At 33.7% G+C, this 24,919-nt stretch carries 22 protein-coding genes, 2 tRNA genes and 1 pseudogene; 16 read left to right on the forward strand and 9 right to left on the reverse strand.

Annotated features, from left to right (window positions below; translation table 11 throughout):
- Positions 1-350 precede the first annotated feature (350 nt).
- A pseudogene (locus HCAN_RS02810) lies at positions 351-785 on the forward strand (hypothetical protein); the annotation flags it as partial.
- Positions 786-943: 158 nt separating this feature from the next.
- Positions 944-1,237 (forward strand): hypothetical protein, encoded by a 294-nt coding sequence (locus HCAN_RS02815; RefSeq protein ID WP_006655226.1) that lies wholly within the window; start codon positions 944-946, stop codon positions 1,235-1,237.
- 308 nt (positions 1,238-1,545) lie between these two features.
- On the opposite strand, the gene HCAN_RS02820 is transcribed toward HCAN_RS02815, so the two are convergent.
- The 3 genes from HCAN_RS02820 to glmM form a co-directional block, all read right to left on the reverse strand.
- Positions 1,546-1,621, reverse strand: a tRNA-Val gene (locus tag HCAN_RS02820).
- Between the two features lie 56 nt (positions 1,622-1,677).
- Positions 1,678-2,124, reverse strand: a complete 447-nt coding sequence (gene lspA / locus HCAN_RS02825; RefSeq protein ID WP_006655227.1) for a signal peptidase II — start codon at positions 2,122-2,124, stop codon at positions 1,678-1,680.
- Positions 2,124-3,461: a phosphoglucosamine mutase gene (glmM, locus tag HCAN_RS02830; protein WP_006655228.1), complete on the reverse strand. Its 1,338-nt coding sequence runs from the start codon at positions 3,459-3,461 to the stop codon at positions 2,124-2,126. Before glmM ends, lspA begins: the two co-directional genes overlap by 1 nt.
- A gap of 107 nt (positions 3,462-3,568) precedes the next feature.
- Between glmM and rpsT the strand changes: the two genes are divergently transcribed.
- From rpsT to polA, 11 genes are all read left to right on the forward strand, one after another.
- Complete coding sequence (gene rpsT / locus HCAN_RS02835; protein WP_006655229.1) at positions 3,569-3,844, forward strand: 30S ribosomal protein S20; 276 nt, start codon at positions 3,569-3,571, stop codon at positions 3,842-3,844.
- A gap of 26 nt (positions 3,845-3,870) precedes the next feature.
- Entirely contained in the window at positions 3,871-4,941 is a 1,071-nt protein-coding gene (prfA, locus tag HCAN_RS02840) for a peptide chain release factor 1 (RefSeq protein WP_006655230.1), read from the forward strand.
- 58 nt (positions 4,942-4,999) lie between these two features.
- Positions 5,000-5,090, forward strand: a tRNA-Ser gene (locus HCAN_RS02845).
- A gap of 231 nt (positions 5,091-5,321) precedes the next feature.
- Positions 5,322-5,753 (forward strand): CoA-binding protein, encoded by a 432-nt coding sequence (locus HCAN_RS02850; RefSeq protein WP_006655231.1) that lies wholly within the window; start codon positions 5,322-5,324, stop codon positions 5,751-5,753.
- Positions 5,750-6,958 (forward strand): threonine ammonia-lyase, encoded by a 1,209-nt coding sequence (gene ilvA / locus HCAN_RS02855; protein ID WP_006655232.1) that lies wholly within the window; start codon positions 5,750-5,752, stop codon positions 6,956-6,958. Before HCAN_RS02850 ends, ilvA begins: the two co-directional genes overlap by 4 nt.
- A 7-nt stretch (positions 6,959-6,965) precedes the next feature.
- Complete coding sequence (locus HCAN_RS02860) at positions 6,966-8,144, forward strand: hypothetical protein (RefSeq protein ID WP_006655233.1); 1,179 nt, start codon at positions 6,966-6,968, stop codon at positions 8,142-8,144.
- Positions 8,134-8,808 (forward strand): prepilin-type N-terminal cleavage/methylation domain-containing protein, encoded by a 675-nt coding sequence (locus tag HCAN_RS02865; RefSeq protein ID WP_231232531.1) that lies wholly within the window; start codon positions 8,134-8,136, stop codon positions 8,806-8,808. Before HCAN_RS02860 ends, HCAN_RS02865 begins: the two co-directional genes overlap by 11 nt.
- A gap of 132 nt (positions 8,809-8,940) precedes the next feature.
- Positions 8,941-9,657, forward strand: a complete 717-nt coding sequence (rsmA, locus tag HCAN_RS02870; RefSeq protein WP_231232560.1) for a 16S rRNA (adenine(1518)-N(6)/adenine(1519)-N(6))-dimethyltransferase RsmA — start codon at positions 8,941-8,943, stop codon at positions 9,655-9,657.
- 13 nt (positions 9,658-9,670) lie between these two features.
- On the forward strand, positions 9,671-11,650 hold the full coding sequence (locus tag HCAN_RS02875; protein ID WP_006655237.1) for a ribonuclease J: 1,980 nt from the start codon (positions 9,671-9,673) through the stop codon (positions 11,648-11,650).
- A gap of 41 nt (positions 11,651-11,691) precedes the next feature.
- Positions 11,692-12,432, forward strand: coding sequence for a TerC family protein (locus HCAN_RS02880; RefSeq protein WP_006655238.1), 741 nt, complete (start codon positions 11,692-11,694; stop codon positions 12,430-12,432).
- Positions 12,433-12,435: 3 nt separating this feature from the next.
- On the forward strand, positions 12,436-15,126 hold the full coding sequence (polA, locus tag HCAN_RS02885) for a DNA polymerase I (RefSeq protein WP_006655239.1): 2,691 nt from the start codon (positions 12,436-12,438) through the stop codon (positions 15,124-15,126).
- Between the two features lie 8 nt (positions 15,127-15,134).
- On the opposite strand, the gene HCAN_RS02890 is transcribed toward polA, so the two are convergent.
- The 5 genes from HCAN_RS02890 to HCAN_RS02910 are packed head-to-tail and all read right to left on the reverse strand — an operon-like array spanning position 15,135 to position 21,094.
- The gene (locus HCAN_RS02890; RefSeq protein ID WP_006655240.1) at positions 15,135-15,677 is read right to left on the reverse strand and encodes a thermonuclease family protein; all 543 of its coding nucleotides are present in this window, start codon (positions 15,675-15,677) and stop codon (positions 15,135-15,137) included.
- Complete coding sequence (locus HCAN_RS02895; protein WP_006655241.1) at positions 15,674-17,227, reverse strand: dipeptide ABC transporter ATP-binding protein; 1,554 nt, start codon at positions 17,225-17,227, stop codon at positions 15,674-15,676. Before HCAN_RS02895 ends, HCAN_RS02890 begins: the two co-directional genes overlap by 4 nt.
- The gene (locus tag HCAN_RS02900; RefSeq protein ID WP_006655242.1) at positions 17,208-18,233 is read right to left on the reverse strand and encodes an ABC transporter permease; all 1,026 of its coding nucleotides are present in this window, start codon (positions 18,231-18,233) and stop codon (positions 17,208-17,210) included. Before HCAN_RS02900 ends, HCAN_RS02895 begins: the two co-directional genes overlap by 20 nt.
- A 1-nt stretch (position 18,234) precedes the next feature.
- The gene (locus HCAN_RS02905; RefSeq protein ID WP_006655243.1) at positions 18,235-19,272 is read right to left on the reverse strand and encodes a microcin C ABC transporter permease YejB; all 1,038 of its coding nucleotides are present in this window, start codon (positions 19,270-19,272) and stop codon (positions 18,235-18,237) included.
- Positions 19,273-19,282: 10 nt separating this feature from the next.
- Entirely contained in the window at positions 19,283-21,094 is a 1,812-nt protein-coding gene (locus HCAN_RS02910) for an extracellular solute-binding protein (protein WP_006655244.1), read from the reverse strand.
- 126 nt (positions 21,095-21,220) lie between these two features.
- On the opposite strand from HCAN_RS02910, the gene HCAN_RS02915 reads away from it, so the two are divergent.
- Positions 21,221-21,769, forward strand: coding sequence for a hypothetical protein (locus HCAN_RS02915; protein WP_006655245.1), 549 nt, complete (start codon positions 21,221-21,223; stop codon positions 21,767-21,769).
- 39 nt (positions 21,770-21,808) lie between these two features.
- Here the strand turns inward: HCAN_RS02915 and dnaJ are convergent, their stop codons facing one another.
- The gene (gene dnaJ, locus HCAN_RS02920; protein ID WP_006655246.1) at positions 21,809-22,927 is read right to left on the reverse strand and encodes a molecular chaperone DnaJ; all 1,119 of its coding nucleotides are present in this window, start codon (positions 22,925-22,927) and stop codon (positions 21,809-21,811) included.
- Positions 22,928-23,110: 183 nt separating this feature from the next.
- Between dnaJ and recR the strand changes: the two genes are divergently transcribed.
- Complete coding sequence (gene recR, locus HCAN_RS02925; protein WP_006655247.1) at positions 23,111-23,683, forward strand: recombination mediator RecR; 573 nt, start codon at positions 23,111-23,113, stop codon at positions 23,681-23,683.
- An 11-nt stretch (positions 23,684-23,694) separates the two neighbouring features.
- Positions 23,695-24,894 (forward strand): potassium/proton antiporter, encoded by a 1,200-nt coding sequence (locus tag HCAN_RS02930; protein ID WP_006655248.1) that lies wholly within the window; start codon positions 23,695-23,697, stop codon positions 24,892-24,894.
- Positions 24,895-24,919: the final 25 nt, after the last annotated feature.

Below are 24,919 nucleotides of genomic sequence, written 5' to 3' on the forward strand. Positions count from 1 at the left end.
ATTAAGGAAACCGAAAAAATTATCTGATTAAAATTAACAAATATCTATAAACACTTATTTTTAGGTATTTATAGCTTTTTATATTTTTTTTAAAGAATCTTAAAAGAACCCTATTTATAAAAACCCAAAAAAGAGATAATTGGAAGCTATTAAAAAAGCAGAAGTGAGTATGTCTATTTGACTTTATAGAATTAGAATTTTCACAAGGAGAAGAAAATGAGCAACAGAATAGAGAATTATCCAAACATAGAGAAGTTGCAGACAATATTAAACGAATTAGTATTTCATCAAATACATCAAGCGTGGATAGACAAGAAAATTCCACAATACAGCTTGATAATACTAGAGAGATGGGCAGAGATTTATCCAAACACAATCAAGAATCTAGGAATGTCAGATCTAATGACACTAGCATTACCACAAGCACAAATGGAGCTAGAAATCTTGGAGAGCGTGGAGGCAGACAAGAAGAGAGAACAGGGGCTAACAGATAGGGAGATACTAGCAGAAGAGCAAATCAATCTCAATCAATACATAGCAATAGAACCCCAAATTTATTCTCCTTTGTTTCAAGAAATGATGATGAAAGATAAGGAACAGATACAAGAAGAAACAATCAACGATCAGTATTGGAAACTCCAACAAGAAATGATGGATATGAAAGAAGAAGTCTCAAATCTGGACAAAAATTAGATTTTGTAAGCGATGATGAAGTCTATCTTGGCTCTTTAAAAGATAGATTTCAAAAAAATCTTCAAGCCATCAAACTTTTAAAAATTATAGAGTAAGAAAACCGCTATGCCACCAAACAAGAACAAGAGATTCTAAATAAATTTTCAGGATAGAGCGAATATTTTCTCTATCTCAATGTTAAGATTATATAGCAAATTTAAATTTTAGAGAAAGACATAAATTGATGATTACTTAGGCAAAGTAGAAACAAATGAAAGACAAGCGGAAGTGGGCGGGCGTAGTCATCCCCACCATCCCATATTTAATGACTTCAATTTTCGCAAATCCGCTAATGACATTATATTGTAAAAAAACAAATATAGCAAAAGAGATTTGGGGGGAAGGACACAGATTATTAACTGCTCATAGCAAAACAGAGAGGGGCGAACGGGGTCAGCTTCGCCAAGAGTTTAATGACCGCGATTTTCTCAACTCTGCTAGAAATATTATACCACAACAAAACAAATATGTGAATGATTTTAAAGCAAAGTGGTTGATTTTATAAGGGAATACAAAAGTATTTAACGAGCTATATCAAAGATAGCAATAATACTAGAATTTGCGACTAAGAAAGTAATAGCGGTATTTTTAGAATAGTAACAGGTAAAATCAAAGGGGAGGTCTCATCCCGCCACTATCCCCCTCTGATGAGATAATTATAACCTTTTATTTTGATAGAAATCTTAATAAACAAATGGAATTTAAAAATCCAAATGTTACGGAATATTACAAATAAAAAACGATGAATAAAGAGATGCAAGAACTAAAAGAAGACAAAACATACACAAGGGTTAAAATCAATGGGATACAATATGGTGGCCACGACTGGACTTGAACCAGCGACCACTACCATGTCAAGGTAGTGCTCTACCAACTGAGCTACGCGACCTTTTGTAAATAAGAAATATCAATAAAGGGAGAGTGAAATTCTATCAAACCGCTCTTTTATTTTTTCTTAAAAAGGGTTTGAAGAATGATGAGAAATACTCCAAGGTTAATCATCATATCTGCAAAATTGAAAATTGCAAATTCAAATTTATAATGCCAATAAATATAATCCACAACGCCAATATGCAAGAATCGATCAAGAATATTTGAAATGCCACCACCAAAAATAATACCAATAGGTAAAGAGTAGGTTTTAAAAATTTCTTTGTGTTTCCAAAGATAGATAAAGATGCCAATAAGCAAAAGAATTTGAAGGTATTTTAGCCATTCTTTTAAAAAATCAAAGAGAGAAAATGCGACCCCTTGATTATAGACAAGCACCAAAGAAATAACACTTCCTTGATATTCAAAATTACTTTGCACAAACCACCACTTGATGGCTTGATCGATTAATAAAACCAAAAATAAGGCTAGAAAAAAACTAACTAAGGATTGTTTTGGCATTAATAAAGTTTTCCTTTAAAAAAGGTTTCACATTCTTGCAAGACTTTTTCTAGGGTTTTTGTATCTTTTCCTTCAAGTAAAATGCGCAGTTTATTTTCTGTTCCGCTATAGCGAATTAAATGGCGAATCTTTTTGCTTTCAATTTCTTTGAGGAGAGTTTGATAATTTTCTAATGTGTCTAGATTAGGTTTGCTTTGAACATTGATATTTTTTAGGATTTGTGGATAGAGTTTGAAGCAGTCAAGTGCTTTTGAAGCCGTTTTTTTGGATTGCAAAATATAAGCCATTGTTTGTAAGGCACTCACTAAGCCATCGCCTGTTTTGGCAAAATCACTAAAAATAATATGTCCGCTTTGCTCTCCACCAAAATTAAGATTATTAGCCAACATATTTTCTAAAACATATTTATCGCCAACATTGGAGCGAATAAGTTTGATTCCATTTTCCTTTAGAAATTCTTCTAGGGCATAATTGCTCATAATAGTTGCTACAGCAGTGTTGTTTTTTAGGGTATTGTTTTGTTTAGCAGCAAGTGCTAAGACACCAATAAGTTTATCTCCATGCACCACTTCGCCTTTTTCATCAACAACTACTAATCTATCGGCATCTCCATCAAGAGCAAAACCAATATCGGCTCTTACCTTGCGAACTTCTTCTTGGAGCATTAAAGGTTGTGTAGCACCACAATTTTCATTGATATTAAAGCCATTTGGAGAATCATTAATCACAAAAACTTCGGCTCCAAGTTCGCTAAAAATCGTAGGAGCAACTTTATAGGCTGCTCCATTGGCACAATCAAGCACAACGCGGATACCATGCAGACTTAAATCTTTAGGAAAAGAGTTTTTAATATGCACAATGTAGCGTCCTACAACATCATCGATTCGCTTACTAGAGCCAATTTCTTTGCCACTTTTTTGTGCAGATTCTAATAATGATTCATTGTGATAGATTTTTTCAATCATTTCTTCATCTTTTTCATCAATTTTATAACCGCTTTTGCCAAAAAATTTGATTCCATTGTCCATAAAAGGATTGTGACTAGCACTAACCATAATTCCGCCATCGCATCGCATATCTTCTGTAAGGTAGGCAATGGCAGGAGTTGGCATAGGTCCAATTTGAATCACTTCATAACCTACTGCAGTTAGTCCGCTTACAAGTGCATTTTCTAGCATATAGCCACTACGCCTTGTGTCCTTGCCTACCAAGATTCGGTTAGTTTTGGAATGCTCTCGGTAATAGATTCCTGCTGCAATTCCTAATTTTAATGCACAAAATGCATTAAGTTTTACTCCTGCTTCCCCTCTTACTCCATCGGTTCCAAAAAGTTTCATAATGACTGCCTTTGAAATTTAGTTTTTCTTAAGCACTTTTATTTGCTTTTAATAAAAATTAAAATAGAATTTTAGCTTAAATTTTTTTATAAAAGGATTAACGCTCTATGGCAAATCATAAATCAGCAGAAAAACGCATTAGACAAACAAAAAAACGCACAGAGAGAAATCGTTACTATAAAACAAGAATCAAAAATATGACAAGAAGCTTAAAAGAGGCAATTGAAGCAAAAGATCTTAGTAAATCTCAAGAAGTTATGAAGCAGATTAATCAAGCATTTCATAGCTATGTAAGCAAAGGAATCTTGACAAAAAATACTGCCGCAAGAAAAGTTAGTCGTTTAAATTCTTCTGTTAAAAAACTTGCTTTAGCTAACGCTTAAAGTTAGCTAAGTTTCTAGATTCCTTAATGTTAGCTTCAAAATTAAAACCCTTTATTGATCGCTATGATGAGATTAGCAATTTGCTTATTCAGACAGAAATTCTAAGCGATATAAAAAGAATGACGGAATTAAGCAAAGAACAAAGCGATTTAGAAAAGCTTGTCCAAAAATCTAAGCAATATTTGAAAAATCTTGAAAGCATAGAAGAAAACAAAGGGCTTTTAGATGATAAAGAATTAGGGGATTTAGCTAAAGAAGAGATTAAAGAAGCGGAATTAGAGAATCAGAATCTAGAATCAGAGATCAAGATTTTATTATTACCCAAAGATCCTAACGATGAAAAAAATATTTATTTGGAATTGCGTGCAGGAACGGGAGGAGATGAGGCGGGAATCTTTGTTGGAGATTTGTTTAAAGCTTATATTCGCTATGCCGAATCAAAGGGTTGGAAAGTAGAGATTATTAGCTCTAGCGAAAATAATGTGGGTGGATATAAAGAGGTAATTGCTCTTATTAAGGGTAAAGGTGCATACTCTCGTTTAAAATTTGAAGGTGGGACTCATCGGGTGCAGCGTGTGCCAGAGACAGAATCCCAAGGAAGAATCCATACTTCAGCAATCACAGTGGCTATTATGCCAGAAGTGGATGATGTGGAAGTAGTGATTAATCCTAATGATTTGAGGATTGAGGTTTTTCGTGCGGGCGGACATGGTGGGCAGTGTGTTAATACCACCGATTCTGCTGTGCGTATCACGCATATCCCAACAGGTATTAGTGTCTCAATGCAAGATGAAAAATCTCAACACAAAAACAAAGACAAGGCTTTAAAAATTTTGAAGGCTAGAATCTATGAAGCCGAGCTTGAAGCTCAAATGGAACAAAATGCAGAAGCAAGAAAATCGCAAGTGGGAAGTGGAGATAGAAGCGAGAGAATCCGCACTTATAACTATCCCCAAAATCGCTTAAGTGATCATAGAATTGGCTTGACATTGTATAGTCTAGAAGAGATTATGCTCAATGGTGATTTAGATCAAGTGATTGAGCCTATTATTGCTTATTTTCAAGCAGAAGCGTTACAAAATAGTGGAATTGCCTAGAAATTGCAATTTTTAAGGATTTTTTTACATTTTTTCATTATAATTACACTTTTCTTACGGACAGATGGGTGAGTTGGCTGAAACCACATCCCTGCTAAGGATGCGTAGTCGCAAGATTACCGAGAGTTCGAATCTCTCTCTGTCCGCCACTTATTTCTTTCATTTAAATAAATCTAATTTTTGCAAATTTTGATTACTTTTTTTAATGTATTTTAGTGTTTTAAAAGTCATAAATGCTTGATTTTTAAAAAAAGATTCTAAAAATTAATAAGAATATGTTTATTTGGGAGTTATAAAAAAGTTTATTTGTTTTTTTGAATAAACTTTTATAAAATTTTTAAAAAACTTAGCTAAAATTCATAGTAAAAAAGTAGTGTGGTATGTTAAAACAAGATTTACAAATCAAACAAATTTTACAAGAAGCAAAGACTATTGCTATTTTGGGGCTTTCACCCGATGAAAGTAAGCCTAGCAATAAGGTAGCAAAATATCTTTTAGAGCAGGGTTATAGAGTGATACCTATTTATCCTAAAGGTGGTGAGATTCTTGGAATCACTGCTTATCGCACTTTGCAAGAGGCGTTTAGCAGTGAAGCACAAAGGGGTGGAATTGATATTTTAGATATTTTTCGCAAAAGTGAAGCGATTCTTGGAATTGCAAAAGAGGTATTGAGTTTAGAAGTTAAGCCAAAATGTGTATGGGTGCAACTTGGTCTTTTTAGTCAAGAATCTAAAGAGATTTTAGAAAATCAAGGTATTACATATTTTGAAAATTTATGCATTAAAATAGAGCATCAAAGGTTGTTTGAATGATTTCGTTAGCAAAAATTATGGATGCAAGCCGTAGATTAAAGGGAGTGGTGGAGCATACAAAATTAGCTTTTGCACCAAAACTTAGTCAATTAAGTGGAGCAAAAATTTATGTTAAGCAAGAAAATTTGCAAAATACAGGTTCTTTTAAATTGCGTGGAGCTTTTAATAAAATCGCTTCATTGACTACAGAAGAACGCAAAAAAGGCGTGATTGCTTCAAGTGCTGGGAATCACGCTCAAGGTGTTGCCTATAGTGCAAAACACTATGGAATTAAGGCAGTTATTGTGATGCCTGAATCAACGCCCTTATTAAAGGTAATGGGAGTAAAAGAACTTGGTGCAGAAGCAATTTTGTATGGGAATAATTATGATGAAGCTTATGCGTATGCTTTGGAATATGCACAAAAAAATAATTTACATTTTATTCATCCCTTTGCAGATGATGAAGTTATCGCAGGACAAGGGACAATAGCTTTAGAGATGATAGAGGATCAAAATGCTCTTACGACTATTGTTGTGCCTATTGGTGGTGGGGGATTGATTTCAGGGATAGCAGCTGCTTATAAGCAAATGTTGCCTAGTGTTAGGGTGATAGGTGTTGTAGCTCAAGGTGCTCCTGGAATGTATCATTCATTTTATAAAAAATCTATCCAAACCACGAAATCTGTGCGGACAATTGCCGATGGAATTGCGGTGCGTGATGTAAATGAAAAGAATTTTAATTATATTTTAGAATGTGTGGATGAGATTGTAATGGTGGATGATGAGGAGATTGCTAATGCAATTTTGTATCTACTAGAAAAACAAAAATTAGTTGTGGAGGGTGCTGGGGCAAGTGTTGTAGCAGCCCTTTTGCATCAAAAATTTAAAATCAACCGAAATGAATCTGTGGGTTTAGTTCTAAGCGGTGGCAATATTGATGTTACAATGCTAGGTGTGATTATTGAAAAAGGTTTAGTGCGTTCTCATCGTAAAATGCGTTTTAGTGTGGTATTGGTTGATAAGCCTGGAAGTTTGCAATCTTTAAGTAATTTACTCTCAAAGCTTGGAGCAAATATTGTAAAAATTGATTTTGATAGGACTTCCACTTCTTTGGGTTATGGCGATGCAAATGTGGTTGTGATGCTAGAGACAAAGGGCAAAGATCATCAAGATGAAATTCGTAAAGAGTTGCGTAAAAATGGTTATGAATTTATAGAGATGTAGGTTTCTTTTGGCAGAGAATAAAAAGGCGTATCTTTCTTTATTTCTTATTTTATTGATTGATTTTTTCTTGCTTTTATGGGTGGGAAAAAATTTAAGCATTAGCTTTTATGAAACGCAGTCTTTTTTTAATCCGCATGATTTTGCTGGATATTATGCCAAATTGAGCGTTTTTTTATTTGGGCAAAGTGATATTGGGCTTAGAAGTGGATTTTTAATCTTGCATTTGTGTAATGGTATTTTAATGTTTTTGTTAGCAAAAACATTTCTAAAACGCCCTAGTGATGCAGTATTTTGTGCATTACTTTTTTTGCTGTTGCCTGGAGTGAATGCAGGAGCGATTCTAATTTCTAATAGTGGAATCGTGATTTTTTTTAGCTTGCTTTTGTGCTTATGGTATCAAAAAACACAAAAATTTCCTTATTGGCTTTTATTAATAATGGTTTTTGTGGATAAGAGTTTTTCATTGGTATTTTTAGCTTTAATCTTTTATGGAATTGTTCATAAAAATACTTTTTTAGTTTTTGCTTCTTTGATATTTTTTGCAGTTAATATGTATTTATTTGATTTAGGGATTGGCGGACACCCTGAGAGCCATTTTATTAGCGTTATTGGGCATTTGCTTCTTATTTTTTCTCCTTTGGTTTTTTTATATTTTTTGTATATGATTTATCGATTTGCGAATTCTAAAACTAAGCCTTTAATGTGGTATATTGTTGTAGTGGCTTTGAGTTTTATTTTTATTTTTTCATTGCGTCAGAGAGTGGATATTGAATCTTTTGCAGCTTTATTGATGGTTGGGATTCCTTTGATGGTGAGTTTGTATTATTCTGGACTTAGGGTTAGGTTGCCTAAGTTTAAAGGGCGTTATAAAATTCCATTTAAAGTTACATTAATTATATTGTTGTGTATGACAGGTTTATTGATTTTTTCAAAGCCTCTGTTTGTGGTGCTTTCTAATAAGGAAAATCATTTTGCTTATCGGCATTATATTGCTCAAGAATTAGCAAAAGAACTTAAAAAACGAAAAATCAAAGCAGTTAGAACTGAAGTAAGAATGCAAGAGAGATTATTGTTTTATGGAATTGAAGAAGGGGGGAGAAAATTAAGCCAAATTTATAAAAAAGATTCTATTAAAATTCCTATTATTTATTATGGCAAAGAAGTTACCGCATTTTATGTTCAATAAAGCCTTTAGTTTATTTGAGATTTTACTGGTTTTAGGGATTTTGGGTATTTTAAGTGGAGTTGGTTATTTATTTTATCCAAAATCTGCGTTAAATTTAGCTCAAGAGCAGATTGTTAATCATTTAAATTATACGCGGTTTTTGGCTTTGAATGCTTCTAAGGATATTACACAAAGCTTATTTTGTCAAAGTGATTTTTGTCAAGATGAGAGAAGTAGATTTGAAGAGAGTTACTGGAGATTACAATTTTCTAATCTAAAAAACATTGAGTGGGCGTATTCTATCTTTAGTGATAGTGCAAGGAGTTCAAAGACGAAAAATTTTGATGATAGACCTATGGATTCTTTTGAAGTAGCAAGGGATCCTATGAGTGGAAAATATTTAAGCGTTTATACTTATAATAATACGAAATTTGCTAATACGCTAAGAGAGGGTGATTTGTCAATCTCCAAAAGATATGGGGTGAGCAAAGTGCAAATGTATGGGGGCTGTGGGAATCAAAGTGGCGGTAGGGCGATTTTTGATAATAGGGGGTTTTTGAGGTGCAAAAAAACTGGAGAAAAGGTGAGTTTTCCAACTAAGGAGGTAGTTTTGGAATTAAGCGATCATTTTGGGAATTCACTTAGGGTTTGCATTTTTGAAAATGGACTTGTTAAAAAATGTTAAAAATTATACAAAATTGTGCTACAATAAAAAAATATTTTTAAGGCTTAAAAGATTAAAACGACAGAAAAAAATAAAATTGCTAAAAAGCATTTTGGGCAGAATTTTTTACAAGATGAGAAAGTTTTATCACAGATTGTCCAATCCATTCCCAAGGAATTTAGAAATTTAAAATTCATTGAAATTGGGGCTGGCTTAGGTGATCTAACAAATAAGCTATTAAGCTTAGGAAATGTCACTGCTTATGAGGTTGATAAGGAATTAATCCCTTATTTAAAAGAGCGTTTTAAAGTAGCCCTTGAAAATGGACAATTAGAACTTAAAGTTGGCGATATATTAGAAATTTGGAGTAGAGAGAGTTTAGAAAATAAACCTTACTTTCTTATTTCTAATTTGCCTTATTATATTGCTACTTTATTGGTAATTAAAGCAATTAAAGATCCATTGTGTAAGGGTTGTGTCGTGATGACGCAAAAGGAAGTTGCCTTAAAATTTTGTGCGATTCAAAATCAAAGTGATTTTAGCGCTTTAAGTGTTTTAGCGCAAAGCGTGGGGGAAGCAAAGATGCTTTTTGAAGTTCCACCAAGTGCTTTTGTGCCTCAACCCAAGGTAACTTCAGCCGTATTTTTGATAGAAAAAAATCATATTCCATCAAGTGATTTTTTGGTAAAGCTAGAAGAATTGCTAAAGATTGCCTTTAGTGCTCCAAGAAAAACGCTTTTTAACAATCTCTCCAAGGTTTATTCTAAAGAAAAAATTATGGAAACTTTGGAGACATTAGGGATTGTTTCTAATAAAAGACCTCACGAGATTGATACGACCGATTATCACCGACTTTTGAAATTACTATAAAAGGCGGATTGTCATGGAAGAAAAAGAAACACAAAATACACAAAATATTTCTTCACAAGAGATAACAGAAACTCAAAAAGAACCAAATAAAAGGCGTTTTAGACCAAGAAATAATCAGCAAGGGGAAGAAAAACAAAGTCAAAATGGGCAACATCGGCACAATCAACGCTTTTCTAAGAAGTCTCAAAATACTGCACAAGGTGATCAAAAATTCCGCAATAAAAATATGGGGAGCAAAGAATCAAGTCATATTGATTTAAAAAAAGCAGTAGAGGCGAATGCAAGAGTGCATCAAAATTCACTCACTACCTATTCTAAAGCCCATTTTAATCCTAATGCAAGGGTGAGAATCACTCCTATTGGGGGACTTGGGGAAATTGGTGGAAATATGACAATCATTGAAACTCAAAATTCTGCCATTATTATTGATGCAGGAATGAGTTTCCCTGATAGCGATATGCATGGAGTTGATATTTTAGTGCCAGATTTTAGCTATTTAGAAGTCATTAAAGATAAAATTGCAGGAATTGTGATTACACACGCACACGAAGATCATATTGGTGCTATGCCTTATTTATTTAAAAAATATCAATTTCCTATTTATGGAACTGCACTACCTTTAGGTTTGATTGGATCGAAATTTGATGAACACGGACTTAAAAAATTCCGCTCTCTTTTTCGTCCAGTAGAAAAGAGAAAACCTATTAGAATTGGTGAATTTGAGATTGAATGGATTCACATCACGCATTCCATTGTAGATTCAAGTGCTTTGGCTATCAAGACAGAGGCAGGAGTGATTTTCCATACAGGAGATTTTAAAATAGATCATACCCCAATAGATGGATACCCAACAGATTTAAATCGGATAGCATATTATGGCGAACAGGGAGTTTTGCTTTTATTAAGTGATTCGACAAATTCTCATAAATCAGGTTACACACCAAGTGAAGCAAGTGTTGGACCGGCTTTTGATATGCTTTTTTCTCGTGCTAAGGGGCGTGTGATTATGAGCACTTTTAGCTCTAACATTCATCGCGTTTATCAAGCTATTCAACATGGATTGAAATATGGGCGTAAAGTCTCAGTTATAGGGCGTTCTATGGAGAAAAACTTAGAAATTGCAAGAGTGTTAGGCTATATTGATTTGCCACAAAATATTTTTATTGAAGCACATGAAGTAGCAAAATATGCAGATGAAGAAGTTTTGATTGTAACAACGGGTAGTCAAGGTGAGACAATGAGTGCGCTTTATCGTATGGCAACAGATGAGCATCGACATATTAAGATTAAACCTAGCGATATTGTGATTCTCTCAGCTAAGGCAATCCCAGGAAATGAAGGTTCAGTGTCTAATATTTTGAATTTTATTAATAAAGCTGGAGCAAAGGTTTATTATCAAGATTTTAGTGAGATTCATACAAGCGGGCACGCTGCACAAGAAGAGCAAAAGCTTATGTTGCGTCTTGTGAAGCCCAAGTTTTTCTTGCCAGTGCATGGGGAGTATAACCATATTTTAAAGCACAAAGAAACAGCCATTTCTTGCGGTGTTGATGAAAAAAATATCTATCTTATGGAAGATGGAGATCAAGTGGAAGTAGCGCACAATTATTTACGCAAAGTTCGAAGCGTGAAAACAGGCAAAACTTACATTGACAACCAAGTTAATGCAACCATTGCTAATGAAGTTGTTTTAGATAGACAAAATTTAGCTGAAAATGGGATTGTTAGTGTGATGGTGCAGATTGATAAAGCTAAAAATGCTCTTATTGGTAAGCCTAGAGTGCAAACTATGGGAATTATTGCTAATAAAGATATTATAAGCTTTAATAAAGAGATTGAGGAATTTTTTATTCTTTTTGTTAAGAATTGCAAAAAAGAGCTTTACAATAATCAAAAAGCTATGGAAAATGAGGTGCGTAATGCCTTAAGAAAGCTAATGTTTAAGAAAACTAAGCGTTATCCTATTATTTTCCCAAATATTATTTTTAACTAGAATCTTTATGATTCTTGCTTAACTTTTTTTGAAGGATTGAAATGTTTGAGTGGATTTTGAGTGCGGAAATGTGGGTTGCTTTAATAACGCTCATTGGCTTAGAAATTGTTTTAGGGATTGATAATATTATTTTTATTGCTATTTTGGTAGGTAGGCTTCCAAAGGAGCAAAGACAGAGAGCAAGAATCTTTGGTCTTGGTTTAGCAATGCTAACGCGTTTAATGCTATTGTTGTCTCTTTTTTGGATTATGAAACTTACCACACCCCTTTTTAGTGTGTTTTCTCAAGAAATTTCTGGGCGAGATATTATTTTGATTCTTGGGGGGTTATTTTTGATTGCAAAATCTACCTTAGAAATTCACCATGATATTGATAATGCCGGTGAAAAGAGTGATGAGAATCTATTAAAAGAAGGAGCTAAGAGGGGATTTTTTAGTGTGCTTATTCAAATTGCAATTTTAGATATAGTGTTTTCGCTTGATTCGGTTATCACTGCTGTGGGAATGGTTAATAATATAGAAATTATGATGATTGCTGTTATTATAGCGGTTTTGGTAATGATGCTTGCAAGTAAAAGTATTTCAGAATTTGTTGATGAAAATCCAACGATTAAGATTCTAGCCTTAGCCTTTTTGATCTTGGTGGGTGTAACTTTGGTGGCAGAAGGTTTAGAATTTCATATTTCTAAAGGTTATATTTATTTTGCTATGGCATTTTCTTTGGGGGTGGAATCAATTAATATTTATATTAAAAAGAAACACGCCTCACAAAGGAAATCTTAAAAAATGGCTACCAAAACTTTAACCATTATTGATACTTTTGGTTTTTTATTTCGGAGCTATTTTGCACTTCCGCCACTTAAGAATCACGAAGGATTTCCAACAGGACTTTTGACAGGCTTTGCAAAGTTGATTATGCAGTTACATAAGGATTATCCTAAAGATTATCTAGTGTTTGCACTTGATTCTAAGGGAGAAAATTTTCGCAAACAAATTGATCCACTTTATAAAGCAAATCGCCCAGAAGTGCCGCAAGATTTAAAATTGCAACTTGAGGTTGCCATAAGATGGGTGGAAGATATGGGCTTTAAAAATATTAGCATTGAAGGCTTTGAAGCAGATGATGTGATTGCTTCTATTAATAAGCAAGTCAATAAGCTTGATGTTAATGTGCGAATTATTAGTCACGACAAAGACCTTTATCAGCTAATCGACAAAGACACTTTCTTATTTAATCCTAGCAAAAAAGAAGAAATTAGAGAAGAAGAATGCAAAGAAAAATATGGAGTTTATCCTAGCCAGTTTGTAGATTATCAAAGTATTGTTGGGGATAGTGCAGATAATGTTCCAGGAGTGAAAGGCATCGGTGCAAAGGGTGCTGTTAATTTGCTTAATAATTTTGGAAGCTTAGATAGCATTTATCAACATTTAGATGAGATTCCGCAAAAGCGAACTAGAGAACTTCTAAGTGCGGCTAAAGATGATGCGTATCGCAGTAGAGAGCTTGTAAAGCTTAGAGATGATTTATTGGAAGATTTTGATTTAAGCGAATGTGAAATGCCTCAAGATTCACCTTTGCTTAGGATTTTAGATTCATTAAGGGAATATGATTTAAATAGTGTTTTGAAAAAATTACATAAAAATCCTATCACTAAAAAGAAAATTTCCCAAATTGAATCGCAAGAAAATGAACAAGAAAAAAAATTTATTTATAAAACCCATTTAATTGATAACGATTCAAAGCTTAAAGAATTTTTTTCAACATTGCCTAAAGAAAGTATTTTTTCTTTTGATACTGAAACAACTTCTTTAGATGTAAGAAAGGCTAAAATTGTTGGTTTCTCTTTTAGTGTGAATGGTGTGGATTGTTATTATATTCCTATCGCACATAATTATTTAGGTGTGGAATCACAAGTGAGTTTGGAATGTGCTAGAGAATGCATTGAGCAGATTTTTCAATCACAATATGTGATTGGGCATAATCTTAAATACGATCTTGAAATTTTAAAAACAAATTTTGATTTTGTTTTAGAAGATTTTTCAAAAGTGCGTGATAGTATGCTTTTGGCTTGGCTTTTGCAGAGTGATACACTTTGTAATTTAGATTTCTTAATGAAAAAATATTTTAATCATGAGATGATTCATTACAAAGACATTGTAGGTAAAAATGAGAATTTTTCAAATATTTTAATTCAACATGCGTGTGAGTATGCTAGTGAAGATGCAGCGGCTTGCTATCAACTTTACTTTAAATTACGGGGATTAATGGATGAATCACTTTTAGAGATTGCACAAAAAGTGGAATTTCCCTTTATTCAAAGTTTAATGAATATGGAATTATCTGGGATTAAAATTGATTTGGAATATTTTTTAGGGTTAAATGCAGAAACAAGAGAAAAGCTACATCAAATTTCTGAAGAAATTTTTGTTTTAGCTAATAAGCGTTTCAATCTTAATTCGCCTCAGCAGTTGGCTAGTATTTTATTTGATGATTTGAAGCTAGAAGCAAGTAAAAAGACTAAATCTGGCTATAGCACTTCTGAATTGGTGTTAAATTCTCTCTATGATTCACATCCCATTATCCCTAAAATTTTAGAATATAGAGAATCTTTTAAACTCTATAGCACTTATATTGAGCCTTTAATTGAACACGCTAAAAGTGATTTGGAGCATCGAATCTATACTTCTTTTATGCAGACAGGCACTAGCACGGGACGCCTTAGTTCTAAGAATCCTAATTTGCAAAATATTCCTGTGAAAACTTTGGAGGGAAGACGCATACGCAAGGGATTTATTGCAAAAGAAAATTGTTTGCTTATTAGTTTGGATTATTCGCAAATTGAATTGCGTCTTTTGGCACATTTTTCACAAGATAAGGCAATGATAGATGCATTTTTGCAAGATGCAGATATTCATCTAGAAACAGCCAAAAAGATTTTCGGTGAGGAAATGGCACAAGAGAAGCGAGCAGTTGCTAAGAGTATTAATTTTGGTTTAATTTATGGAATGGGTCCTAAAAAGCTTTCTGAAACTCTTAAAATTAATTTTCAAGAAGCCAAAACTTATATTCAAAATTATTTCACTTCCTTTCCGATGATTAAAAATTTTTTAAAGGAACAAGAAGAGTTTATTTTGGAAAATGGCTATTCTAAAACACTTTTAGGTAGAATGAGAAAATTTGATTTTGAAGGTGTTCAAGAATATCAAAAAGCAGCTTTTTTAAGGGAGGGTATTAATGCGATTTTTCAAGGTAGTGCAGCAGATATCATCAAAATGGCAATGAATAAAATTATGCATTCTTCCTTGGAATCAAAGTTGTTGTTGCAAGTGCATGATGAATTGATTTTTGAAGCTCCAAAAGAAATAGCTAGCAAGGAAGCTAAAAAGATTGCTTTAATTATGGAGAATATCGCTACGCTAAGAGTGCCGCTTAAATGCAGTATAAGTATCGGAGAGAATTGGGGGGAATTAAAATAAGTAAAAAATCACTCTAGATTCTCTTGGGCTATTCCCCTTAGAGTGCTTTTGATGCATTCCATTTCTTTTGCCCATTCTTTCCATAGCCCCTTTCTTTCGTTTCTTGCAACATTCTCTAATGTTTCTAAATTTGCAATAACTTCTCCTTGAGTGAGATCAAAATATTGAACCACTCCATAACCATCTTTGATAATTTGCTCATTAAATAAATTTCCTCCATTTTGTAAAAAACACCAGCCATTTTGGTAGCTTAGGAAGTATTGTTGTTCAGAAAAAATTTTGTTTTGCGTGTAATTCATTGCAAAATGACGCATTGCCTTTAGGGTTTTTGGGTCAATTTCACAAATCTCTGATTGGAAGTTTTTACTAGGGGTAGCCACACCATAAAGCTGACAATAAAGCTTTCCAAAATCTTTAGAATAAACTCCAAAAAGTGCAGGAGCATAAATAGATTTTAGAATCGCTTGTAAGGCAACGGGAGTGAAAACAAGAGAAAAAAGCGGTAAGGCTAATAAGAATAAAGCCAAAAGGGCGAATTTAAAGAATTTCATTGAATCCCACTTGCTTTGAGAAGATTTTGCACATAAGGATTTTTTGGATTTTTAAAGACTTCTTGGGTTTTGCCACACTCAAGGGCTTCTCCATTTTTTAATACAATGACATTTTGGCAAAGAGTGGCAATAACGCTTAAATCGTGACTGATGCAGAGATAGCTCAAACGATATTGTTGTGCCAATCTTAAAAGAAGGTTGAGGATTTGTTTTTGTGTGTTTTTATCTAAAGCACTCGTTGGCTCATCAAGCAGCAAGACTTTTGGTTTTAGAATCAAACTTCTTGCGATACTCACTCTTTGCCTTTGTCCGCCACTTAATTCATTGGGATAACGCTCCAAAAAACTTTCATCTAAGTTTGTATCCAAAAGAGCTTGTTTGATTCTTGCTTGATGATCTTTAATGTGATGAGCAATTAGTCCTTCTGCTAGGATTTGAGCGATTGTCATTTTGGGATTAAGTGAGCTAAAGGGATCTTGAAAAATCATTTGGATATTTTTTCTAAAATCCCTTAATTTTTCTCCTTGGAGTGAAAAGAAATCTTGATGAAGTAAATCCACTTTGCCTTTGGATTCTACTAAGCGACAAATAGCGTTTGCTAGAGAAGTTTTACCGCTACCTGATTCTCCAATAATGCCTAAACTCTCCCCCTCTCTTAACTCAAAACTAAGAGGTTTAAGAGCTTCAAAACTCTCCAAAGTTTTTCCAAAAAAACTTTTTTTAGTAGGATATGAAACTTGCAAATTTTGAACCCTTAAGAGTGGTTTGCCAAAATCTAAATGGGTATTGTAAGAGAAATGAAGGGATTGCACTAAAAGTTTAGTGTAAGGATTTTGTGGATTTTTAAAAATATCTTGTGTGGGACCTCTCTCAATGATTTCGCCTTGTTTTAATACAAGGATGGTTTTGCAGAGTTTGGAGATGACTAAGAGATCGTGACTAATAAATAAAATACTAAGATGAAGTTTTTTTTGTAGAGATTGCAAAAGCAAAAGAATTTGTTCTTGCGTGGTGGAATCTAAAGCGGTTGTGGGTTCATCAGCAATAAGAAGTTTAGGAGAGTTTGCAAGGGCAATGGCAATGCAGATTCTCTGCCTTTGTCCTCCGCTTAATTTATAAGGATATGATTCTAGCACTTTTTGTGGTAAATGGACATTTTCTAAAAGCTCTATTAATTTGCTTTGAAGATCTGTTTTGGAGAGATTTGGATTATGGATTAAAAGTGTTTCAGCGAGTTGTTTTTTGATTTTATGAAGTGGATTTAGGGCGCTTAGTGGTTCTTGAAAAATATAGCTAATTTCTTTACCGCGAATGTTTTGCATTTTAATTGGTGAGTATTGAAGCAAATTTTGTCCTAAAAAGCTAATTTCACCTTTTTGATATTGGAGATTAGGCAGGAGTTGTAAAATAGCATTACCTAGCATAGATTTTCCACTGCCTGATTCTCCAACAATCCCTAAAATACTTCCTTCTTCAAGCTCAAAAGAAATGTTTTTTAGATTGAAGTTGCCAAGTTTTAAACAGAGATCTTTAATTTCTAAAAGTTTCATTGTTTCCCTTTAAGCAATCCCGTAATCCCTCGCCAATAAAGACTAAAAGACAAAGTAAGATACTAAGAGTAAAGAATCCGCTTAGTCCTAGCCAAGGGGCATTAAGATTGTTTTTGCCTTGTGCTAAAATCTCTCCTAAACTCGCATTGGGTGGTGGCAATCCAAGTCCCAAAAAATCCAAAGAAGCTAGAGTGGTAATACTTCCACATAAAATAAAAGGCAGATAGGTTAGCAAAGCTACAAGAGCATTAGGTAAAATATGGTAGAAAATAATTCGATAATGACCTACCCCAAGCATTTTTGCAGCTTTAATGTAATCAAGATTCCTCACTTTTAAAAATTCTGCTCTCACAAAAGGGACAAGCGTAATCCAAGAAAATAAAAGCACGGCAAAAAGGATAGTCCAAAAGGTTGGCTGCAATAAACTAGCTAAAATAATCAAGATAAATAAAATAGGCATTCCACTCCAAATTTCAATGAGTCTTTGTCCAAATAAATCAATTTTCCCTCCAAAATATCCACAAATAGCACCAACTACAAGCCCAATAATGGAGCTAAAAAAGGTGAGAATAAAAGCAAAGAGTATAGAAGTCTTAAGTCCATAAAGCAAACGCGCTACAACATCTCTGCCTAAATCATCAGTGCCTAGAGGGTTTAAAAGGCTTGGTGGAGTAGGAGCAGGAGAGGGGAGTGTGTAGATGATTGTATCATAAGAATAAGGGATAAGTGGCATAATTAAAAAGCCTTTTTGGTTGATTAAATCTCGTAAATAAGGATCATTATAATTAGCCTCACTCTCAAAATCTCCCCCAAAGGTGGTTTCAGGATAGTTTTTAAAAATAGGAAAATAGTTTTGATTGTCATAGCGGATATAAAGAGGCTTGTCATTGGCGATAAATTCCGCATTAAGGCTAATAATGAAAATTGCTAAAAAAATCCATAGGGAATAAAAGGCTTTTTTGTTGGCTTTAAAAGTGTGGTAATGTCGTAGCGTGAAAAATCCCATTTTATACCTTTTGGAAGTGGATTCTAGGATCAATTAAAACATAGAGTAAATCGCTAATTAGCGTGATGATTAAGCCAAAAAGTGTAAAAAGATATAAGGTCCCAAAAATCACAGGATAATCACGCGTAATAATGGATTCATAGCCAAGCAATCCTAAACCATCTAAAGAAAAAATGATTTCCACCAAAAGTGATCCAGTAAGTAAGATTCCAAGTAGAGCTTGAGGAATTGATGAGAGGATTAAAAGCATTGCATTGCGAAAAATATGGCGATAGAGCACTTGATTTTGGTTTAGTCCTTTGGCAAAGGCAAGTTTGACATATTGTTTATGGATTTCTTCTAAAAAGGAATTTTTTGAAAGTAAAGTTAAGGTTGCAAATCCTCCAATACTAAGAGCAATAACAGGCAATGTAATATGCCAAAAATAATCTTTTATTTTTCCTATTAAGGAAAGTGATTCGAAGTTATCGCCTATGATTCCACGCAAAGGAAACCAACTAAAATAAGTGCCTCCAGCAAAGAAAATAATCAGTATCAAGGCAAAAAGAAAGGTAGGAATTGCATTGCCAATAATGATGAGTGTGCTTGTGAAGTGATCAAAAGGAGTGCCATTATGGATAGCTTTTTTAATGCCTAAGGGAATGGAGATAAGATAAATAAGCAAAGTGCTCCAAAGCCCAAGAGAAATAGAAACAGGAAGTTTTTCTACAAGGAGATCTAGCACGGAAGCATTTTTGTAAAAACTCTCTCCAAAGTCTAAGAAAACATAGTTTTTTAGCATCAAAAAATATCTCTCTAACAGCGGTTTGTCAAAGCCATAAAGGGCATTAATTTTGTTGATCATTTCTGAATCTAGCCCTTGATTTTTGTAGATTCCACCACTAGCGACTTCACCTTGCAAATTATGTGATTCTAGTTTGGCAATCATTTGCTCAACAGGACCACCTGGAGCGGCTTGAATAATGAAGAAATTAAGCGTGATGATTCCAAGTAAAGTAGGAATGATAAGCAAAAGCCTTTTAAGAATATAAATCCCCACGCAAATTTCCTTAGCGCCTAAAAGAAGGATAGTTTTCTTGTATTTTTAGGAGTTTATTTTCATTAACCCACCAAGTTTCAAATCCTACATCATAAATAGGAGTAATTTTGGGGTGTTCTAAAAAATTCCAAAAAGCAATTCGGAAGGTTTTTGTATGATAATGGGGAATCACATAATAATTCCACAAAAGCACTCTATCAAGTGCCCTTGTTGCAGTGAGCAAGTCTTGATAGTCTTCAGCATTAATCACTTTTTGTATGAGAGAATCAATGACAGGATTTTTGATTCCTGCGTAATTATAGCTGCCCTCTGCATCAGCAGCGCTAGATCCCCAAAAAAAGCTTTGCTCATTGCCTGGAGAGAGACTTTGAGGGAAAACCCCTACAATCATATCATAATCAAAAGTGCGAAGTTGGTTAATATATTGACTAATATCAACTAGTCTAATTTTCATTTCAATACCTAAAATTTGCAGGTTCTTAGCAAAGGGTATAGCAACGCGTTCCATCGCAGGAGAAACGAGTAAAAGTTCAAAAACAAATGGTTGATTGTTTTTATCATAAAGCTTACCATTTTTTGTTACAAAACCAGCTTCTTTGAGAAGTTTTTGTGCTTTTTTAAGATTGTCTCTATTGTTTCCATTGCCTTGTGTGGTAGGGAGTTTAAAACTTTGTGTAAAAAGCTCTTGTGGGAGATTATCTTTAAAAGATTCAAGGAGTTTTAATTCTTCTCCAAGTGGAATTCCAACGCTTGCAAATTCGGAATTATCAAAAAAGCTTGTTGTCCTTGCATATTGATTGAAAAAGAGATTTTTATTGCTCCATTCAAAGTCAAATGCTAACCCTAAAGCTTCTCTTACTTTGATGTCTTGAAAAATATTTTTGCGTAAATTAAAAACAAAACCTTGCATTCCGCTAGAGAGAGAGTGCAAGATTTCTTGTTTAATAATTTCGCCATTTTTGAGTGCCTTGCCATTATAACCTAAAGCCCAATTTTTAGCACTCATTTCTTGTCTGTAGTCGTATCTCCCTGCCTTAAAAGCCTCAAGTGCTACAGAATCATCTTTGTAATAATCAAAAGTGATTCGATCAAAATTAAAATATCCAATGCGTGTTGGGTGATCTTTTGCCCAATAGTTTTCTACTCTTTTATAAGTGATGCTACGCCCAGCTTCAAAAGATTCGATTTTATAAGGACCACTTCCAAGTGGGATTCTTAGTGGGTTTGCTTTGGGGGTTGTGGTTTCATAATAGTGTTTAGGAAGAATAGGTAAATCCCCTAGAATTAAAGCTAATTCTCGATTTTTAGAATCTTTAAAATTAAAACGAATGGTGTGTTTATCCACCACAATAGCTTCTTTAATGTCCGCATAGTAGCGATTCATTGAAGGATTTTCTCCGTGTGCGATAAGGTTAAAACTAAATTCAACATCAAAAGCCGTAATTTCCTTACCATCGTTAAATCTTGCATTAGGATCAAGATGAAAAATGACAAAGGTATTGTCTTTTGCTCTTTGGATTTGTTTGGCAATAAGCCCATATTGGCTACTTGGTTCATCTAAAGAACGCACCATTAAAGTATCATAAATAAGGTGTAATCCTTGAGCACTTGTGCCTTTAAGTAAAAAATCATAAAAACTATCAAAAGTTCCAATGGCATATTCTTTGATATGTCCTCCCTTTGGGGCATCAGGATTAACATAGTCAAAATGTTTGAAGTTTTTGTATTTTACTTCACCATTGATAGCAAAGGCATTGTTGCTGTAGGTGTCCGCACTAAAAAGATATAAAGCAAAGAAAAAAAGAAAAAATAAATAACGCATCGTATTCCTTAGGTTTTTTAGAAAGCTTTTTTGATTCTAGCAAATAAAAGATTATTTTTGCTTAACATTTTATTCACATTTTTTTATTATACTTTCGCTTCGAATTTTACTGCAAAAGGATTAACAATGACAAAACAATTTCGGAACATTCACATTTATCTTAGTTTATTTTTTCTGCCAGTTGCATTAATGTATGCACTAACAGGGATTTTGTATATTAGCGGATTTGACCAAGATAGTGGGGCAACTAAGAATACCTATACCCTTAATGCCGAGATTCCTAAGGGAGGAGAAGCAGAGGCGATGTTGAATTATTTGCAAAACAATAATATTCCTTTACCTTCTAAAACTGAACCTAAAGTGAATAAAAGTGGTGCTTTGAGTGTAGGTGGGACACATTATTCTGCAAGTATTGCTAAAAGTGGTGAAAATGTATGGACTATCACAACACTAAAGCGTTCTTTTATTGGCGATCTTATTATGCTTCATAAAGCAAAAGCAAAATGGTATTTTAATATTTTGGCTATAGGTTTTGGGATTACGCTAGTGTTGCTCTATCTTTCTGGACTTATGATTACTTTGTTTAATTCTAAGAAAAATCGTGGAATTCAGTATGGAACAATTATGGCAGGTATTGTGGTGAGTGTTGTTTTGGGGGTTTTAAGCCTTTCTTAATTATTTAGGTAGCTTTTTGGGCTACCTAATAAGAGCTTTTTATTTGAACCAATTTTTAATTTTATCCACAAGTCCTTCTAAACAATTAATAGGTTTTGCTTCTTCATAGCCAAAGGATTGATGTAATTCATTGAGTAGAGATTTTTGCTTCTCATCTAGTTTGGTAGGATAAGTGATATTTACAACTGCGATGAAATTTCCTTTTTTATTGCCATTGACACTTTTCACACCTTCACCATGGAAAACAAATTGTTGTTTGTCTTTGACGCCAATGGGGATTTTAAGTTCTAATTCCTTAGTAAGGGCTGGAATCTTAATAGTTCCTCCAAGCATTACAAGAGTGAAAAACACAGGGACTTCTAAATAAATATCATTGTGATGGCGGATAAAATGTTCATCTTCTAGGGCTTGGATTTCAATATATAAATCGCCTCTTGTGCCATCTGGCATAAGATTTCCGCGTTGGGTTACTCGAATTTGATTGTGGCTATCAACGCCTTCTGGGATATTAACTTCAAATTTTTCTTTTTCTTCTTTATAACCTTTGCCGTGGCATTTTTCGCATTTTTCACTAATCATTTGCCCACTTCCATTGCATTTAGAGCAGGTTTGAGCAAAAGTCATAAATCCTTGTGAAAAAGTTTCTCTACCGCTACCTTTACAAACTTTGCAAGTTTCTACCTTTCCATCTTTTGCACCACTTCCTTGGCAAGAATCGCAAGATTTTTTATAGAGTATTTCTATTTCCTTTTTGCAGCCAAAAACTGCTTCTTGAAAAGTGAGTTCAAGGGCTATTCCCAAATCGCGTGGGTATTTTTCATTTTTTTTACTTCTTTGGCTAAATCCACCAAAACCTCCAAAATTACCACCAAATACCGAATTGAAAATATCAAAAATACTTTCTCCCATATCGCCAAATCCAAATCCGCTACTCTCTAATCCTTTTTTGCCATAAGTATCATAAATTTGTCTTTTTTCTTTGTCACTTAAAATTTGATAGGCTTCATTGACTTTTTTAAACATTTCTTCGGCTTCTTTATCATCAGGGTTTCTATCTGGATGATATTTTAAAGCCATTTTGCGATAAGCTTTTTTAATTTCATCTCCACTTGCATTGCGTTGCACTTCTAATACTTCATAATAATCAAATTCTTCCAAATTAATAACTCCTCATTATTTTTAAAAAATTAATATCAGATTCTAGCTAATTTTAACTAGATTTATTATTAACTTTATTCTTGGATTTTAGGTGGATTTATTGGTTATTTATCTAGTTGAAGTTATAATTTATTTTAAATTTAATAGGCATTTTTTAATACAAAAAGGCTAGGGTAATATTTTATGAAATCGCTTCCAGAGAGTTTTGTAAAACTAGTAGAATCTTTAGAAAAACTTCCAAGTATAGGGAAAAAATCAGCAATGCGTCTTGCTTATTTTTTGGCTTTTGAGGATAAATTCAGTGCTTTGCAGATTGCTCATAATATTGAACATTGTATGCAAGAATTGCGGATTTGTGAAGAGTGCTTTGGGATTAGTAAAGAGCCAGTTTGTGAGATTTGTTCAAATGCGATGCGAAATAATGGAGAGCTTTGTATTCTTACAAGTCCCAAAGATATTTTTTTGTTAGAAGAAAGTGGTGAATTTCACGGGAAGTATTTTGTGATTACTTCTTTAGAAGCACTTAATTTGAAACTTTTAGAAAATAAAATCATCAAAGATAAAGTTACAGAAGTGATTTTTGCACTTAGTCCTTCTTTGAAGAGTGATAGTTTAATGCTATATTTAGAAGATAAACTTAGTCATTTAGATTTACAATTTACGAAGATTGCACAAGGAGTGCCAACAGGTGTGAGTTTAGAAAATATTGATCAGCTCTCTATTATTCGTGCTTTGCAATCTCGCGTGAAGATTTAAAGAGGGAAATAATGGCAGAGATTGTAGCGAATTTAAATCTTTATATTGTCATCATTGGTGTGATTTTGTTTATCAGTGTTTATGCAAGTAAAATTTCAGAGAAAATTGGAATCCCATTATTGCTTGTGTTTTTAGGGATTGGAATGTTGCTTGGAAGTGAAGGGATTGGCGGAATCGAATTTGATAATGCACTTCTAACTCAAGCCATAGGGACAATTGCATTGATTTTTATTTTGTATAGCGGAGGGCTTGATACTTTTTGGGAAGAAGTGAAGCCAGTTGCAATTAATGGAATCTTACTTGCAACATTTGGTGTTTTAATTACAGCTTTGGTGATGGCTTGTTTTATTTATTTGATTTTAGATTTTACATTTTTAGAATCAATGCTTTTGGGTTCGATTGTTTCTTCTACAGATGCCGCAGCAGTTTTTATGATTCTGCGTTCTCAAAAGATTAGGCTTAAAAATAATATCCGTCCGCTTTTGGAATTGGAATCAGGAAGCAATGATCCTATGGCAATTTTTTTAACAATTATTGTTTTGCAAATTCTTACGATGCCCCAAGCTAATGTGGTGAGTGAATGGTTTTTTTATTTTGTTATACAATTTGCGATTGGAGGGGTGCTCGGGCTAGTGTGTGGATATCTATTTCCTAAGATTTGCCAGTTTATTAATATTTCTCAAGCGGGGCTTTATCCTCTTATTAGTGTAGCGTGGTTATTTATGATTTTTGGACTTTCTTCACTTTTAGGGGGAAATGGTTTTTTGAGCATTTATATTGCAGGAATTATGACAAATAAATTTGCTTTTCCTAATAAAGCACATATTATTGCTTTTCACGATGTGATTGCTTGGATGATGCAAATTGTAGTGTTTTTGGTTTTAGGTTTGTTGGTGTTCCCATCAGAACTCCCAGAAGTAGCTATTCAAGCCTTAATCCTTTCTTTGGTGTTAATTTTTATTGCGCGTCCAATGAGTGTGTTTATTTCTCTAATGAAGAGTAAATATAGCACTAAAGAAAAAGCTTATATTTCGTGGGTGGGATTGAGGGGAGCGGTGCCTATTATTTTAGCCACTTATCCTTATGCTTATAAGCTTGAAAATTCACATATGATTTTTAATGTGGTGTTTTTTATGGTGCTTGTTTCAGTGCTTTTACAGGGAATTACGATTGGTTTTATGGCAAAACGACTTGGAATTATTGAAGAGTAGCTTGGAATTATTTTTGCTTTTTGTT

The sequence above is a fragment of the Helicobacter canadensis MIT 98-5491 genome (genome assembly GCF_000162575.1).
GTDB lineage: Bacteria > Campylobacterota > Campylobacteria > Campylobacterales > Helicobacteraceae > Helicobacter_D > Helicobacter_D canadensis.

Bases quoted from the DNA above. Each gene is read 5' to 3' on its own strand.
- HCAN_RS02815 (WP_006655226.1), top strand. From the start codon at position 944: ATGAAAGACAAGCGGAAGTGGGCGGGCGTAGTCATCCCCACCATCCCA.
- lspA (WP_006655227.1), bottom strand. From the start codon at position 2,124: ATGCCAAAACAATCCTTAGTTAGTTTTTTTCTAGCCTTATTTTTGGTT.
- glmM (WP_006655228.1), bottom strand. From the start codon at position 3,461: ATGAAACTTTTTGGAACCGATGGAGTAAGAGGGGAAGCAGGAGTAAAA.
- rpsT (WP_006655229.1), top strand. From the start codon at position 3,569: ATGGCAAATCATAAATCAGCAGAAAAACGCATTAGACAAACAAAAAAA.
- prfA (WP_006655230.1), top strand. From the start codon at position 3,871: ATGTTAGCTTCAAAATTAAAACCCTTTATTGATCGCTATGATGAGATT.
- HCAN_RS02850 (WP_006655231.1), top strand. From the start codon at position 5,322: ATGTTAAAACAAGATTTACAAATCAAACAAATTTTACAAGAAGCAAAG.
- ilvA (WP_006655232.1), top strand. From the start codon at position 5,750: ATGATTTCGTTAGCAAAAATTATGGATGCAAGCCGTAGATTAAAGGGA.
- HCAN_RS02865 (WP_231232531.1), top strand. From the start codon at position 8,134: ATGTTCAATAAAGCCTTTAGTTTATTTGAGATTTTACTGGTTTTAGGG.
- HCAN_RS02875 (WP_006655237.1), top strand. From the start codon at position 9,671: ATGGAAGAAAAAGAAACACAAAATACACAAAATATTTCTTCACAAGAG.
- HCAN_RS02880 (WP_006655238.1), top strand. From the start codon at position 11,692: ATGTTTGAGTGGATTTTGAGTGCGGAAATGTGGGTTGCTTTAATAACG.
- polA (WP_006655239.1), top strand. From the start codon at position 12,436: ATGGCTACCAAAACTTTAACCATTATTGATACTTTTGGTTTTTTATTT.
- HCAN_RS02890 (WP_006655240.1), bottom strand. From the start codon at position 15,677: ATGAAATTCTTTAAATTCGCCCTTTTGGCTTTATTCTTATTAGCCTTA.
- HCAN_RS02895 (WP_006655241.1), bottom strand. From the start codon at position 17,227: ATGAAACTTTTAGAAATTAAAGATCTCTGTTTAAAACTTGGCAACTTC.
- HCAN_RS02900 (WP_006655242.1), bottom strand. From the start codon at position 18,233: ATGGGATTTTTCACGCTACGACATTACCACACTTTTAAAGCCAACAAA.
- HCAN_RS02910 (WP_006655244.1), bottom strand. From the start codon at position 21,094: ATGCGTTATTTATTTTTTCTTTTTTTCTTTGCTTTATATCTTTTTAGT.
- HCAN_RS02915 (WP_006655245.1), top strand. From the start codon at position 21,221: ATGACAAAACAATTTCGGAACATTCACATTTATCTTAGTTTATTTTTT.
- recR (WP_006655247.1), top strand. From the start codon at position 23,111: ATGAAATCGCTTCCAGAGAGTTTTGTAAAACTAGTAGAATCTTTAGAA.
- HCAN_RS02930 (WP_006655248.1), top strand. From the start codon at position 23,695: ATGGCAGAGATTGTAGCGAATTTAAATCTTTATATTGTCATCATTGGT.